General features: G+C 34.6%; 11 protein-coding genes and 2 pseudogenes. 10 read left to right on the top strand and 3 right to left on the bottom strand.

All coding sequences use genetic code 11. The features are described 5' to 3' along the window. Positions 1–86: 86 nt before the first annotated feature. From carB (LS81_RS03090) to LS81_RS03055, 10 genes and pseudogenes are all read left to right on the top strand, one after another. Positions 87–2903: pseudogene (gene carB, locus LS81_RS03090) on the top strand (carbamoyl-phosphate synthase large subunit); the annotation flags it as partial. A gap of 213 nt (positions 2904–3116) precedes the next feature. Beyond that, a pseudogene (carB, locus tag LS81_RS12570) lies at positions 3117–3704 on the top strand (carbamoyl-phosphate synthase large subunit); the annotation flags it as partial. Between the two features lie 6 nt (positions 3705–3710). Next, positions 3711–3851, top strand: coding sequence for a hypothetical protein (locus tag LS81_RS11210; protein ID WP_158659408.1), 141 nt, complete (start codon positions 3711–3713; stop codon positions 3849–3851). A 100-nt stretch (positions 3852–3951) separates the two neighbouring features. Next, the gene (locus LS81_RS03085; RefSeq protein WP_034344440.1) at positions 3952–5670 is read left to right on the top strand and encodes a hypothetical protein; all 1719 of its coding nucleotides are present in this window, start codon (positions 3952–3954) and stop codon (positions 5668–5670) included. Between the two features lie 25 nt (positions 5671–5695). Then, complete coding sequence (locus LS81_RS03080; protein WP_034344443.1) at positions 5696–5887, top strand: hypothetical protein; 192 nt, start codon at positions 5696–5698, stop codon at positions 5885–5887. Next, positions 5884–6270: a type II toxin-antitoxin system death-on-curing family toxin gene (locus LS81_RS03075; RefSeq protein ID WP_034344445.1), complete on the top strand. Its 387-nt coding sequence runs from the start codon at positions 5884–5886 to the stop codon at positions 6268–6270. The genes LS81_RS03080 and LS81_RS03075 overlap by 4 nt, the downstream gene beginning before the upstream one ends. 1 nt (position 6271) lies before the next feature. After that, on the top strand, positions 6272–7150 hold the full coding sequence (locus LS81_RS03070) for a hypothetical protein (protein WP_034344447.1): 879 nt from the start codon (positions 6272–6274) through the stop codon (positions 7148–7150). 363 nt (positions 7151–7513) lie between these two features. Then, a complete protein-coding gene (pyrG, locus tag LS81_RS03065) occupies positions 7514–9124 on the top strand; it encodes a glutamine hydrolyzing CTP synthase (RefSeq protein ID WP_034344451.1) in 1611 nt (536 codons plus the stop codon). Between the two features lie 8 nt (positions 9125–9132). Continuing rightward, positions 9133–10941 carry a single-stranded-DNA-specific exonuclease RecJ gene (locus LS81_RS03060; RefSeq protein WP_034344453.1) on the top strand — a complete coding sequence of 603 codons (1809 nt, stop codon included), beginning with the start codon at positions 9133–9135 and terminating at the stop codon, positions 10939–10941. Further along, a complete protein-coding gene (locus tag LS81_RS03055) occupies positions 10931–12955 on the top strand; it encodes a pseudouridine synthase (protein WP_034344459.1) in 2025 nt (674 codons plus the stop codon). The genes LS81_RS03060 and LS81_RS03055 overlap by 11 nt, the downstream gene beginning before the upstream one ends. Positions 12956–13077: 122 nt before the next feature. Here the strand turns inward: LS81_RS03055 and LS81_RS03050 are convergent, their stop codons facing one another. Genes LS81_RS03050 through LS81_RS03040 form a run of 3 tightly spaced genes read right to left on the bottom strand, consistent with a single transcriptional unit; the run spans position 13078 to position 15722 of the window. Next, entirely contained in the window at positions 13078–13689 is a 612-nt protein-coding gene (locus tag LS81_RS03050; protein WP_034317887.1) for a threonine/serine exporter family protein, read from the bottom strand. After that, complete coding sequence (locus tag LS81_RS03045; protein WP_034317884.1) at positions 13682–14467, bottom strand: threonine/serine exporter family protein; 786 nt, start codon at positions 14465–14467, stop codon at positions 13682–13684. Before LS81_RS03045 ends, LS81_RS03050 begins: the two co-directional genes overlap by 8 nt. 13 nt (positions 14468–14480) lie before the next feature. Beyond that, the gene (locus tag LS81_RS03040; protein WP_034344461.1) at positions 14481–15722 is read right to left on the bottom strand and encodes a hypothetical protein; all 1242 of its coding nucleotides are present in this window, start codon (positions 15720–15722) and stop codon (positions 14481–14483) included. Positions 15723–15744 lie beyond the last annotated feature (22 nt).

Below are 15744 nucleotides of genomic sequence, written 5' to 3'. Positions count from 1 at the left end.
CACAAAGGCAATGTAAAGAATAATGACAAAGTAATACAGATTCTATTGTATAATTTCGCAAAAATATAGCTTCTCAAAGGATATATATGCCAAACTCTACACAACAAATACTAAAAATTACACCAAAACGCACAGATATACATACAATCTTACTGATAGGTTCTGGACCCATTGTGATAGGGCAGGCTTGTGAGTTTGATTATTCAGGTACACAGGCAGTAAAAACATTAAAAGCTCTAGGATATCGCGTTGTTCTTATTAATTCAAATCCAGCAACTATTATGACAGATCCAGACTTTGCAGACCGCACTTATATTGAGCCAATCACTGAAGAAATTATTGCAGATATTATTAAAAGAGAAAATGTTGATGCGATTTTGCCTACTATGGGCGGACAGACAGCTCTTAATGTCGCGATGAGTATGTATGAAAAAGGGATGCTTGAAGGTATAGAATTTTTAGGTGCAAAGCCTAGTGCTATTAAGAAAGGTGAAGATAGACAGGCATTCAAAGAGGCTATGCTAAAAATCGGCATGGATTTGCCAAAATCACGTTATGCTTATACAGAGGAGGAAGCACTAGAGGCAGCAAAAGAAATTGGCTTTCCTCTTATTATCCGTGCAAGTTTCACTCTTGCAGGTGGGGGTAGTGGTGTAGCATACAACATCGATGAGTTTAAAGAAATTGCAAAAAATGGTTTAGAGACAAGTCCGATTAATGAGATCTTGATTGAAGAGTCTTTGCTTGGTTGGAAAGAGTATGAGATGGAGGTTATTCGCGATAAATACGATAATTGTATTATCGTGTGCAGCATTGAGAATCTTGATCCCATGGGTGTGCATACAGGAGATTCCATTACTATTGCACCAGCTCTAACGCTCACAGACAAAGAGTATCAGAGAATGCGAGATGCGAGTTTTCAGATCTTAAGAGAGATTGGTGTAGATACAGGTGGGAGCAATGTGCAGTTTGCAATAAATCCAAAAAATGGTAGAATGACTGTTATTGAGATGAATCCGCGTGTGTCTCGCAGTTCTGCATTAGCTTCAAAAGCCACAGGATACCCAATAGCTAAGGTTGCTACAATGCTTGCAGTTGGCTTTTCTCTTGATGAGATAAAAAACGATATTACAGGTACACCCGCAAGCTTTGAGCCAAGTATTGATTATATTGTTACAAAGATACCTAGATTCACATTTGAAAAGTTTCCAAAAGCAGATTCTACACTTACGACCAGTATGAAATCCATTGGAGAAGTAATGGCAATTGGTGGGACTTTTAAGGAGAGTTTGCAAAAGGCATTATGCAGCCTTGAGACAGGAATCTTTGGGTTAAATCAAATTTGTAATGAATTAGAGACTGTTAAAAAAGAGATTAGGCGACCAAATGCAAACAGACTGCTTTATATCGCAGAGGGTTTTGGGCTTGGAATGAGCATTGAAGAGATGCACGAACTATGTAAGATTGATAAGTGGTTTTTACATGAGGTTAAAGAGATCGTAGATGCTGAATCTTGCATCACTTCACAGATTCTAAGTGATAAGGAGCTCATGCGTCGGATAAAAAGCTATGGATTTAGCGATAAGATGATTTCTCATTGGTTAAAAAATAATGATGGAATAGAGATGAGTGAGAGCGAGGTGTATCAAGTCAGGGTTGGGCTTGGAGTGGTGCATGAGTATAACGAAGTGGATACTTGTGCAGCGGAATTTCCTAGTCTCACACCTTATCTTTACTCAACAATTGGCAACTTTCAAACAATAAATGATTTGTCTTTAAGTGGTCATTACCTACGAAGTAAAAGAAATTATTTAAAGCATAGTGATTCAAGTTTAAATGAACATTGTGTCGCAGCTAATGAAGATGTAATACCACAAAAAGTTATGATTATTGGTGGTGGTCCAAATAGAATTGGTCAAGGTATAGAGTTTGATTATTGCTGTGTTCATGCAAGTTTTGCTCTAGCGGATTTAGGTGTGCAAAGCATAATGTATAATTGTAACCCTGAGACTGTGAGCACGGATTATGATACAAGTGATGTGCTCTATTTTGAGCCTATTAATTTTGAGTATGTAAAAGCAGTTATTGAGAGGGAAAAGCCAGATGGCATAATTGTGCATTTTGGTGGGCAAACTCCATTAAAACTTTCTAGCTCTCTTACAAAAATTAATGCTAAAATTATTGGCACAAGTGCAAAAGTTATTGATATTGCTGAAGATAGAGAAAAGTTTGCAAAATTTGTCAATGACTTAGGATTGAAGCAACCTCAAAATGGCATAGCTTATGAGAAAGAACAAGCTTATAGTGTAGCAAATAAAATTGGCTTTCCAGTGCTTGTGAGACCTAGCTATGTGCTTGGTGGGCGAGCTATGCGAATCGTTTATGATGATGATGAGTTAAAGCAATATATGGATGAAGTAATTGCGGTGAGTGATAGCTCACCTGTGCTTATTGATAAATTTTTGGAATATGCAATTGAGCTTGATGTAGATTGCATTAGTGATGGTGAGAGTGTATATATTGGCGGTATAATGGAGCATATCGAAGAGGCAGGGATCCATAGTGGGGATAGTGCAAGCTCATTGCCGACAATAAATATCAGAGAATCTATGTTAAAAGAGATTGAGCAAAGCACTGCCAAGATTGCCTTGAAGCTTGGTGTAGTTGGACTTATGAATGTGCAGTATGCAATTTATAATAATGAGTTATATTTGATTGAGGTGAATCCTCGTGCAAGTCGCACTGTGCCTTTTGTAAGTAAGGCTACTGGGCTGCCTTTAGCAAAGGTAGCTACAAGAGTTATGTGGAAGCATAGTGTGAAAAAGACAGAATCTAGAGATTCTATACAGCAAGATTCCATACTAGAAGAAGCATTGAGATTCTATGATAAGTATGGTATGATCGAAGAAGTAGGTTACATTGATGCAGAATCTTTACATGAGAGTTTCATGCAAACACAAGGAGTGAGTTTAGATTCTAAAGCGAATGTAAATATGAGTAATATAGAATCACACCTAGATAATGATAAGACAATTACATCATCAAATTCTTATAAAGATGTCAAAAAAATAACTCCAGGCAATATAAGACACAAAATCTGGACACACAAATCATTAAAGCATTATAGTGTTAAGGAATCTGTATTTCCTTTCAACAAATTGCCAGGAGCTGATTTGTTGCTTGGACCAGAGATGAAAAGCACAGGTGAAGTCATGGGGATTGGTAAAAGTTTTGCATCTGCTTTTGATAAAAGTCAAAGTGCATGTAAAAATCCATTACCAAAAAAAGGAAAGATATTTATCTCACTACGAAATAGTGATAAAAAACATGCAGCAGGACTTGCAAAAACTTTGCATGAGTTAGGCTTTGAGATTGTAGCTACACTTGGCACACACAAGATTTTGAGTGAGGCTGGTATAGAGGCTAGGGCAGTATTAAAGGTAAGCGAGGGTAGACCACATATTAACGACATGATAGCAAATCACGAGATTGACATGGTGATTAATACAAGCAGTAATAAGGCACAACCTGATGCAAGGTTAATTAGAGAAGCAGTTTTACGTGCTAATATCCCCTATTTTACGACAATATCTGGTGCAAAGAGTGCAGCTATTGCCATGCAGGCAAATAGCAATGATACACAACAAGCAAGAAGTAATACCAAGTCATTGCAAGATTATCTTAGTAGCAGCAAGATAAAATAAGGGTATTTGATTGTAGCGCTTGCAGGCAGTCTAGTCCTTGCAAAGATTGTAGGATTAGAATCTTATTTGCGTCTTGATATAGAATCTTTAAAAAGAGCATTTTTATCTGACAAACCAAGGAAGTGTAAGATTGCTTTCCATGCTTAAGGGCAATACAAATGCAATCAACTACATCAAAAAGATTAAAAGATTTTTATATGATTACGCCTTATTATAGTGCAGTTTTAAAGATCAAAAGTGAGTAAATATGTATCCTATAAACTTACCCGAAGAGGAACTAAAAAATAAAGTCGCCACCGACTTTTTTAGCCCAAATCCACAAAATCGGAGCATAAAGCTTGATAAAGCGGCAAAAGAGATTCTAAAAAATCTAGATTCCACACAGATTTTAGGGCGTGTTGATTTTTGTGTGAGTTTTCAAGCACAAACACTCTTTCAACCTATAAACTTCTTATGGGCTGAAGCCAAAAAAGGCAATAAAGCCGATATTATCGAATCTTTTATACAATTAATCCTCACCATAGGCAAAGAAAAAACCTATGAAAACAATCTCCCGCCCATTTTCTTAGGAGCATTTGATTGCCAAAAGATAGCCTTTATCCCTTATCACGAGCTAGATCATATTTTCGCACAAAACGACTTTAATTGGAATGTTACCCCAAGCAATCACGATAGCAAAGAATTTAAACAACTCCACGCACTCACAAAACATCTCTTAGAATCCAAAAGATTGCAATTTTCTTTTACAAAGGATTGCAAAGAACTCCAAGACTTCATACAAACAAATTTTACAATCCACAACACAAACATCACCAAAATCCCCATAACCAAAAACAATTTCACCACCATTTACCAAAAATGGCTCCAAAGTGTCGCGCCTAGCATTAGCATTGATTGGGAAAATGAAAAGCCAGATATTCTAAGCAGTGATTTTTATCTAGCCGATCTCTTAAGCGAAAACAACAACACAAAAGAGATTCTCAAATCCCTTAGAATCTTATTGCAAAGCGATTCTTACAAAGTTAAGCTTGAAAAACGCGCAAATAGCACAAGTTTTAATTTCACAGAATTTGGCTTTAATGATAATCAAAAAGCACACACAGAGTTTTGGAATCTTTATGAACGCCCACCAAAAGAAGAGTATTGGGGTTATATCATAGAGCGACGCGATCTGCTTGTCCCTAGCGATATACGCGAGAGAAAAGGTGCGTTTTTCACCCCGCAAATTTGGGTCAATAAAGCCCAAAATTACTTAGAAAAAGCCTTAGGTGAAAACTATCAAAGTGAGTATTATATTTGGGATTGTGCTGCAGGCACAGGCAATCTCCTAGCAAATCTCACAGAATCCGCCTCTCTATATGCTTCCACACTTGATAGATCCGATGTAGAGATTATACAAGAGCTCTCAGCAAATGGCACATTAAACCTGCTTCCTAGACATATTTTTCAATTTGATTTTTTAAACGATGAGTTTTTTGACAAACCCTGCTCCAAACATGCAAGAAGCAAACTAGATCCCAAATGTCAAAACTGCAAAGAATCCAAACTGCCAAAATCCCTGCAAGAGATTCTAAAAAATGAGGAAAAACGCAAAAAGCTAATTATTTTTATCAATCCGCCTTATGCAGAAGCAGGGACAATATCTCAAACTTCAGGCACAGGAAAAAATAAAGATGGAGTAGCCTTAGGCAATGCTACCTATGAGCGTTACAAAGATTCTATGGGCAAGGCAAGTAATGAAATCTTTGCACAATTTTTCTTTAGAATCTACAAAGAGATTCCCCACTGCACACTTGCAAGTTTCTCCACTCTTAAATATATAAATTCTAGTAATTTTGTAAAATTCCGAGAAACTTTTAAAGCCAAATTTTTAAAAGGCTTTATCTGTCCTGCCTATACCTTTGATAATGTCAAGGGAAATTTCCCTATTGGATTTTTAATATGGGATCTAAGCCAAAGTGAATGAAAATATAAACCCTTAAGGAGCAAAGATGACATTAATAGTAGAAAATGTGAAGCAAGAATTTTTGCAAGAGTTTCAAGCCTTAGCCAAAAAAACACAAGCAAATTTAAAAATAGAGCAAACACAAATCAATGATTTTACACAACTGCGTGAATATATGCTACAAGATTTAAAAAAGCCTGAAAACAAAGCCGTGTTTGAAAGGCTAAAAGATAAATGAGATATTTAAATCTGCAGGAAGTGCAAACAATGCACGATGATATAATAGAAGAGATAGGTGGACTAAAAGGATCAAATCCTAAGCAAATTGCACTCTTAGATTCTGTTTTGACACAAATTCAAAACGATGAATACTATCCGAGCTTTATAGACAAACTCACACATTTGGTGTTTGCCTGTGTGAAATTTCATCCTTTTAGTGATGGGAATAAACGCACTGCAATATATATAGCAAAAGCTTTTATCATCATAAATTACCCAGATTCTCTTCCACTTGATTTCTATCAAAGATTAGAAGATATTATCGTAGGTGTAGCTAACGATAGTGTGAGCAAGGAAGAATTAACACAAATCCTAAGCATATTAGATTGCAAAAGTGAGTAAAATGAAACGGATAATTACACTAGATATTTTTAATGAAAATGGTGCGAGTTTGGGGAAAAAGCGATTCTATACAACGCTAGATAAACACAAATCTTTGAATCAATGGTGGGTTAATTTTAAAGATTCTGTAAATGAAATGCTAGGGTTAATTTCAAATTATCCAAGTGATTTTCAAAACCAGCAAAAAGTTTGTTTGCTATCAAAACCCCTAGCAAGATATTGTCTTAATATCACACAAAGCAATCTTATCCCATTTTCTGTCTATTTCTCTGTCCGCCATTGCATTCCGCACACTTGGATAAATCACAACGATCAGTTTCTCTACCCAAACAACAAATGGGCACAAGATTCTGTGTTTCAAAGCGATTGCCTTGTTTTTATGCTTTTTCATGGAAAAAATAGAATCACAAGCAAAGAAGGGACAAATCACTTTATACCCTTTAGCGAAAAAGAAATAGGAGCGCATGAAGCCTTTGAATCTCATTTTATGCGAGATTTTTTGCAAGGTAAGATTAAGCGCGATTGTGCTGCAAACAAAGATTCAAAGCAAAGCCTTTTTGGCGATGATGATATGGCATTTATCCCAACTAAGCCACTGAATTTTAGCCAAGAAGCACAAGAAGTCTTAGATGCTGGAAAAGAGTTTTTTAGACATTATCACATGCAATCAAAAGATGACAAAGACTACAATCCAAACGCCTCACTCTATGATATAAAAGCGTATTTTCAAGGATTTAATGACAAAGGCAGAATGAATCCCCCGCAAAAAGCTAATGATGAAGTCTATAAACAAAAGCTAGGCACACTCACCTACACACTCAAAGCATTAGCCAAAAATATAGAATCCAAAGTCTATGAATATGGGTTTTTACTCCCATAGAACCTACTAGATTCTAAGAGATTGATATATTTAAATATCTTTTATTAGAATCTAGAAAATATTAAAATTAAAGATATGATGTCATACTTGTGTAAGCATTTGAAAATTTATATATAAATGATATATTGATGCAATACGTAGTGTCTTTAAAGATTGATCTTATATTTAGTGTAGATTCTAAGTTTATCTATGCGTGATAGAATATCTGCTGTTTTTAATCTATGGATCAAGTGAATGTAAAATAAAAATCTCAACACTACAAAAAATAAGTAGAATAGCACTTACAAGAAATCACAAAGCATTATATATTTTACATACTTTTATTTTATAATTATGTTTGAAAAAAATAAAAAGGGTGTTTGCATGGATACAAAATATATCTTTGTTACAGGTGGTGTTTTAAGCTCTCTTGGAAAGGGCATATCATCATCATCTATTGGGACATTATTAAAACATGCTGGATTTTCTGTATCTATTTTAAAGATTGATCCCTACATTAATGTGGATCCAGGGACTATGAGCCCACTTGAGCATGGTGAAGTGTTTGTTACTCTTGATGGTGCAGAAACGGATTTGGATATAGGACATTATGAAAGATTTTTAAATACTAGTTTTTCCAAAAATAATAACTTCACAACGGGACAAATCTATCTATCTGTAATCGATAAAGAAAGAAAAGGAGAATATCTTGGCAAGACGATACAAATCGTGCCACATATTACAGATGAGATTAAAACTCGTATAAAACGTGCGGGAGATGGCTTTGATGTGTTGATTGTGGAGCTTGGGGGCACGGTTGGCGACATTGAAGGTATGCCTTATTTGGAAGCTATGAGACAGATAAAGCATGAAAAAGGTGCACATAATGTATTGAGCATACATGTTACACTTGTGCCTTATGTCAAAGCAGCAGATGAGCTGAAAACAAAGCCAACACAGCATAGTGTGCAAGAATTACGTAGGATAGGTATTAGCCCACAAATTATTATAGCACGTTCTGAAGTGCCATTATCAAGAGATACGAAGCAAAAAATTGCTCTAGCGTGTGATGTTGATACTGATAGTGTGATTAGTGCCGAAGATGCACAAACGATTTATAAATGTCCTATAAATTTTATGAGTGAGGGAATATTGGCACCGCTTTCACGAGTTTTACAGTTGCAAATTACGCCAGATATGAGAGAGTGGGATTTACTTGTAAAAAAGATTCTCTCTCCTACAAAGCAAATCAAGATAGGTTTTGTTGGTAAATATCTTTCTCTTAAGGAATCTTATAAATCGCTTTTAGAAGCTTTAACTCATGCAGGGGCGAACCTAGATACAAAAGTTGATGTTGTTTTTTTAGATTCTGAACATATTGAAGGATCAAATTTAGAGAATCTAGATGGTATATTAGTGCCGGGTGGATTTGGCGAGAGAGGCATAGAGGGTAAGATTTTTGCTATTAAATATGCACGAGAGAATAATATACCATTTCTTGGAATTTGTCTTGGTATGCAACTTGCATTAATTGAGTTTGCAAGAAATGTGTTGCAATTAGAAGATTCTAATTCAACAGAATTTAATAAAGATTGTAAAAACCCTATTATTTATATGATTGAAGATTTCTTAGATACAGAGGGTAAAAAGCAGGTAAGGACACATAACTCTCCGCTTGGTGGTACAATGCGACTTGGCGAATATGAGTGTTATTTGAAGCCAAATACAAGGATTTCAAACGCCTACAATAATGTGAAAGTTATACGTGAAAGACATAGGCATAGATATGAGGCAAATCCAAAGTATCGCCCTTTATTTGAAGAGAAAGGGCTAATTATTAGCGGTGAGTGTAATGGGCTGATTGAGACAATAGAGCTTACTTCACATCCATTCTTTGTTGGTGTGCAGTTCCACCCAGAATTTACTTCAAGATTGCAAAACCCGAATGCAATTATCCTTGCATTTGTGCAACAAGCCTTGCAGAATCATAAATAAGGTGTGATATGCCTGATTCTACCATGGATGTAAAGCAGTGTAGTTATGATGTTAAAGAGGGGTTGCAAACTTTTAGCCATATTGATGAAATAGAATCTATTTTGCAAGAAAGATTTCAAGATTTTTCATTCCAAACATTAAAAGATATGCCACATCCAAGAGAGCTTCATAATAATATGGAAGCAGGTTTGATAGTGTGTCAGAGTATATTACGCAATGAAAAGATTGTAATTGTCGGAGACTATGATACTGATGGTATTTGTGCGACTTCTATTATGCTTGATTTTTTTGAGCAGCTTTCATACAATAATGTAGCCTTTGCTATGCCAAATAGATTTGTGCATGGGTATGGTTTTAGCACAACATTGTTCCATGAGATTTTGCGAGAGCATGGTGATGTGAAAGTAATTATAACTGTTGATAATGGTGTGAGTAGCTTTCAAGCAGGGGAATTATGTAGAGAGCATGACATAAGATTGATTATTACCGATCATCATACACTTGAAGTAGATAGTAATAAAAACCAAAAAATTCCTTATTGTGATTTTATGATTAATCCGCAACAGATACAATGCAACTTTTCTTATAGTGATATTTGTGGGAGTTTGGTAGCATGGTATTTTTGCTGTGCCATAAAAATTAATATGCAAACTCTTTGTAGTGATTCTAGCACGCTTTTCCGTAGCTTGAAAGAAAACACTAAAGATTGCTCCTTGCATTACAGGCAAATACAAAAGCTTGCATATTTTTATCTAAGCAATCTAAAAGCTATAAGAATGGAATCTTTTTTATTGCTTGTGGGTATTGCAACAATTGCTGATGTAATGCCACTTAATGCGATAAATCACACTATTTGTAAGTATGCTTTAAAGCATATTCCAAATAGTAAAAGATATGCTTTTCAAGCTCTTATGGAGAATCTAAGATGCAGCATAGATTCTCAAGCATTGGGGTTTAGAATCATTCCACTTTTAAATGCAGCAGGAAGGATTAGTGATGGCAAGATCGCCCTATCTTTTTTACGTGCAAATTCCTTAGCAAGTGCTAGATTCTATCTTAAGCAGTTAAAAGGGCTAAACATACAAAGAAAACATTTGCAAGATGAGGTAACAAATAAAGCATTTGAATCTATTACGCAGATACCCCAAAATGAGAATATGTTGTGTGCAGTGGGGGATGATTGGCATGAGGGTGTGCTTGGGATCGTTGCAGGTAAAATGGCAGATGAGTTTCAAAAACCATGCTTTGTTTTAACAAATATCAATGGTGTGTGTAAGGGCAGTGGTAGAAGTTGTGGCAATGTAGATTTAATCTCTAGTATGCAGCAAATAGGGCATTTAATGCAGAGATATGGGGGGCATGTTGGTGCTGTTGGTTTGGAATTAAAAGATTGCAATTTGGAATCTTTTATAAAATCTTTTAAACCTATTGCTCATAATATAGAGAAAAAGGAAAATGTATTAGGTATTTTGTCATCACATTTAATTAGTTATGAACTTTTTTTATGTATTGCAAGTTTTGAGCCTTATGGAAATGGGAATCCACTGCCAAAGTTTTTATGTGAAATGGAAATACTTGAATGCAAAAAAACAGGGCAGGGTTTTAGTGAATTTCACTTTAAACACACAGAAAATAGCACTATTAAGGGTATGTTTTTTAATCAAAAGTATGCAGATTATAATTTTCTTAGTGGCACAAAATTACAATTTCGTGCTACCATAACCCTTGATTCCCAAAATAACTATTTTTATAACACACGACTAAATACACATAATCAACAAATCATGCTTATTATCGATAGAATATATGGGCTTTAAGAGAACTTATCATCATGTGATAGAGTGCATAAAAGCTACGCACTTTCTTTTACAATGTGGTTATAGTAAAAAGGAGACGCAAAAGTTACTTGATAAAAGACGAGTGAGACAAGGGTCTAAAATCATTCAAAAGAAGGATTTTTTAGAAAAGGGGATTATAGAAGTTTTAAGTTTTATCCCAGATAATATCAGCCTAACTCCATTCTTTGCTTGTGTGCCACCAAATCATGCCATTGTGCAACAAGATATTGCAAATATGCAGATAAAGATCTCACAACTGCCACCTTATTTTTGCCTATTTAATAAACCATCAAAGCTTTTAACTCATCCTAAGAATTTGCTAAATTCTGCAAGCATTCTTGATTCTTTGCGGTATTACTTTGGTGTAGATTCTAATCCATGTCATAGACTTGATTATGAAACAAGCGGTCTTTTACTATGTTCGATTGATAAAAAAAGTGAATCTATACTCAAAAATCTTTTTTCAGAAAGAGGAGTTCAAAAAAGCTATACTGCTATTTTGCATGGAGAAATTACAACACCTTTACTGATAGAATCAGAGATTATGTTTCCAAAAGATTTTGGGAATCTTTGTATTCAAGGTAAGGCAAGTAACATCAAAGTAAAGGCGATTGATTGCAATAAAATAAAAAGTATTACTGAAGAGTTTGTGCAAAATGATCAACAAGGTGCTACTAGCATTCTTGTACCACTCCGTGTATTGAGTGATTTTAATGAGGTTTTGGGTTATCTCTATAAGTCTAAAAATCCATTTTTCCCATCTCAAATCCAGGAAAATTTGGTTGATATTGTCAATGATTTTAAGCAAGGTTTTAGACAAGATATTGATTTTACCTTGCACTACAAAGACTTTTATAATGAAAAAAGATTATTGCAACAATACCAAAATTTTCTCTCATATATTAGGAACTATTCAGATTGGACTGCAAATTTTAGGATACAAAGTGAAAATAATGTAGAATCTATGAATCATTATCCCTCACATAATGAAGTGTCTAAAGATGCAATATTTAGACGTTTTGCTACTGATCAACATAAAGCTTTTTTAGAATGTAATAAGACTCTTGAGTATGAAAGAAATCATTTATTGCTTTCAAAGGCGAAATCTAATGCAAAATTTACACTTGTAAGGCTCATACCTCTAAGTGGTAAAACACATCAATTGCGAATTCATACATCAAGCTTACAGCATAAAATCTTAGGCGACACACTTTATGGCTTGTGCCCGATTGTTGCAAGTTTATTTCTTGATTTGCAAAGTAAAAAATTAAAAGCAACTATAGAATCTTATCTTTTTGAAACTATAACCAAAATGCACTCTAGTAACATCAAGGGGTATATTTATGCAACTCATGTATTACAACGAGATAAAACTATAGCTCAAAAACTGCTGTGCAGTATAGCGTCTTTTGTTGATACGCATCGAACTTTTAGTGCAACTCTTAAGACGTCAGATTCTAAGTATTGTGAGAGTGAATTGCAAACAAGAAAAAAACTAGATTTTACACATTCTATACCAACATGCCAAACATCTGCACAAATGTCAAAATCTTTAAGCTCCATACCTTTAAGCATGAGTGTGGAGTGTGAAATAGAAGGCAAAAAAGATTCTATACAAGCAGCATTTATAAGCTATCAAAGTATGGAAAATATACAAGTTATTTTTCCATCATATAAATTTTTATCTTTATCTCTTAGTCAGAATATAATCCCTTGCTTTTTCTCATCTTGCACTTGTAATAGTGGTGAATCTAAGTATCCTTATCAAACTATACATAAATCATACACATGCAAACAATCTTCTGAAGTTGTGTGTAATGATGAGTTTAAATCTAGCTTTTTTACATTTTTGATTTTTTATTATGCTTTACCTACACACCAACAAAAAATCTTTAAAGATATAAGGGCGTCTTATTGTGGGATAGATAGACTTTTATTACATGCTTCTAGTCTTAAGTTTTTAGGGGAGGAGTTTGTGTGTGATGAATGCTAAGAAATTAGACTTAAACTATTTAAAACACAGAATAATTATCTATAACACAATATTAAATCAAGCATCAACTAAAGATTAAGATTTATACTTAAAACATACAGATGTTATGCTAAGAGAGCAGATTATTTTTGCTTGTGTTTTCTGATTTTACGCAACTCACGCAACACTTGGTAGATTGAAATTTTTGTAGCACCTCGCGTCATTGTAAAGCTTTGTTCATGAAAGATAATAAAAATTGCTAGTACTCCAGCGACAAGAGAGAGTGAAACAGAAAGCATTGTTGTAATATTATTAAAAAACGTGAGTAAATAAGTGATTTGCTCTGGATCATCGGCGTGTTGCGTAAAAGTAAGGAGTGATAATATACTTCTGTATCCATAGCTACCTGGAAACATAGGCAAAAGTGCGGGAAATACAATAACTTCTGCAGGAACTTTTTTATACTTTGCGAGCAGCATTGCAGCAAAACCCATACAAAGGGCTGCACAAAAGCTCGCACCAGCTAGGCTAAAAATAGGACTCTGCAATAAAATTGAACGGATAAAGTAGCCAAGCCCCGCGACAATAATTATCCCAAAACATACCTTCTTGGGAGGATGTAGTGCATATGCAAAGCCAAATCCTGCAATCATAGCAAATAAAGTTTTATAGAATATATGTGGCAGTGAATCTGTATTAAAAAAATCAGTATATAAAAACTCTTGTAATTGTGGATATAAGTCTAGATTAAACATCAAACACGCTCACATGTGCAATACTTAGAGTCAAATAGGCACCAACTGCAATACAGGTAAGCAAGATAATCATATTGACACCGCGACTTAACGCCATTAGTGTGTATTCATGTAAAACATCTGTTAAAGCATTTATGATTTGTATCCCAGGAATGAGATATAAAATACTTAAACCAATAGCAACTCCTGGCATTTTTGTAATACCAAAATGCACACCAATATATGCAACAAACGAAGAAATAAATGACACAAGCACATAGATTCCACGTATATCAACTTGCATTTTTGCAAGTATATGCTTACTTGCAAATCCTGCAAAAGTTCCCATAAAGACACATATTAATGCACCAATATCGCCTTCAAATAGCTTACAAAATGCAGCATTAGCAAGACTTGCAAAAAAGAGTGTTTTAAAAAAGCCATTATGCTTGTTTTGCATGATATGTTCAAATCTTATGCGTGCTTCTTTGAGTGTTATTTTGTTATCATGTATTTGCCAACTTAATGCACTAAGCTCTGATATGATTCTAAAGTTTGTATTCATAGGTGGATTTGAGCTAACTTGGGTGCGACGACATTCATAATTATCTTTTTGTGCAATGCTAAGGTTAATGTATTTAAGCCAAATAATCATTGACACATCATATCCATAACTTGCTCCAATACGCTCTGTACAACGAGAAATACGCGAAGTATAAGCACCGCTTGATAGCAGAGCAGCAGCATATTTTGCAAGGAAGATGCTTAGTTCTTCTATGTCTTCGTTATTTTTGTTCATGATCTGTTTTTACTCACTTTAACTTCACAGGGATAAAATGTGAATCTTTAACACCATAAAACCTATTATTATACATTACTTGGTTGCCTTGTAGGCTTTCCATAAAAAAACGCATATTTGTTCTATTACCTTGAGTTAAAAATATATCAAGGGCTAACGCGGTTGCGTAATTAACCCAATCATATTGTAAATCAGCAGATAAAATCTCATTAAATAATAATAAACGTGTGTGTATAGGGCTTATCGCACTCACAACAAAAAGCTTTTTGGTGTCTTCTTTTGGCATTAAAGTAAGTAGTGATGGGTTATAATTAATTTGCGTAGAAAGAAAGACTGAAGGCATAGCACGTGCATTACCCATTTGAGGTATAATCAATCCGCTTTTTATAACAGAGGTATTTAGCATAACCATAGAATTCCTAATACCTTGTTTATATTTTGCAATAACGGGTGCAAAGTTTGTAGATTTCTTGGAATCTATTACTTCTTGTTTGGCAGTATTCGTGCGTGATTGCATAATTGCACCAATCATTTTTCCAATCATACTATCATCATTAAAGCTTATAATCGCACTCTTTTTTTGTTCAGCAAGTGTTACCATCATGTTTACTTGACTTTCATAGTCAATACCACCAAAAAATATATTTTTATTAGGTGCAAATTTTACAGCTTGTTTTTCATTGATAGTGGGCACAAAAAGTGGTGTTGTAATATCTGCATTTTGTAAAAGATTCTCTAAGCCTCTTGGTGTAAGAATGCTAATTATGAGATCATACTCTTCTTCACTGATTTTATTATAACTTGCAACAAGATTATTTACTTCTTCATTTTGTGTACCAAAGACTTTGAATGAAAAATTATCACCATGTGCGATAAGATAAGCAAGGATTGCATCTGAACTTGTTACAGAATATCGACCTACATTTTTTTGTGGAATCATTAAGGCGACACGTAGGCCATTGCTTGAGTCAAATAAGGGTAACAAGGCTTTAATGCCAAGCTCTTCGGCAACAGCTTGATATCTTTCATTAATAGTTTTATCTTTTGTAGGACGATAGTGTGAGGCAAAGCTAAAAAATTGCTCACTTTCATATAACTTATTGAGACATGATTTAGAGCATTTTCTTATTTCAACATCCATAACCTCTTGTTCAGGAGCTGGTAATGGGGACATAATATGCTCTTTTGCGATTGCTAAATGGATGAACACAACAAGGCATAGCGCTACTTTTTGCATGATTTTACTATGTAACATTTCTATCCTTAATGCAATGATA

The sequence above is a fragment of the Helicobacter trogontum genome, assembly GCF_000765905.2.
Taxonomy (GTDB): Bacteria; Campylobacterota; Campylobacteria; order Campylobacterales; family Helicobacteraceae; genus Helicobacter_A; species Helicobacter_A trogontum.
This window is presented reverse-complemented; position numbering and strand designations above follow the sequence as displayed.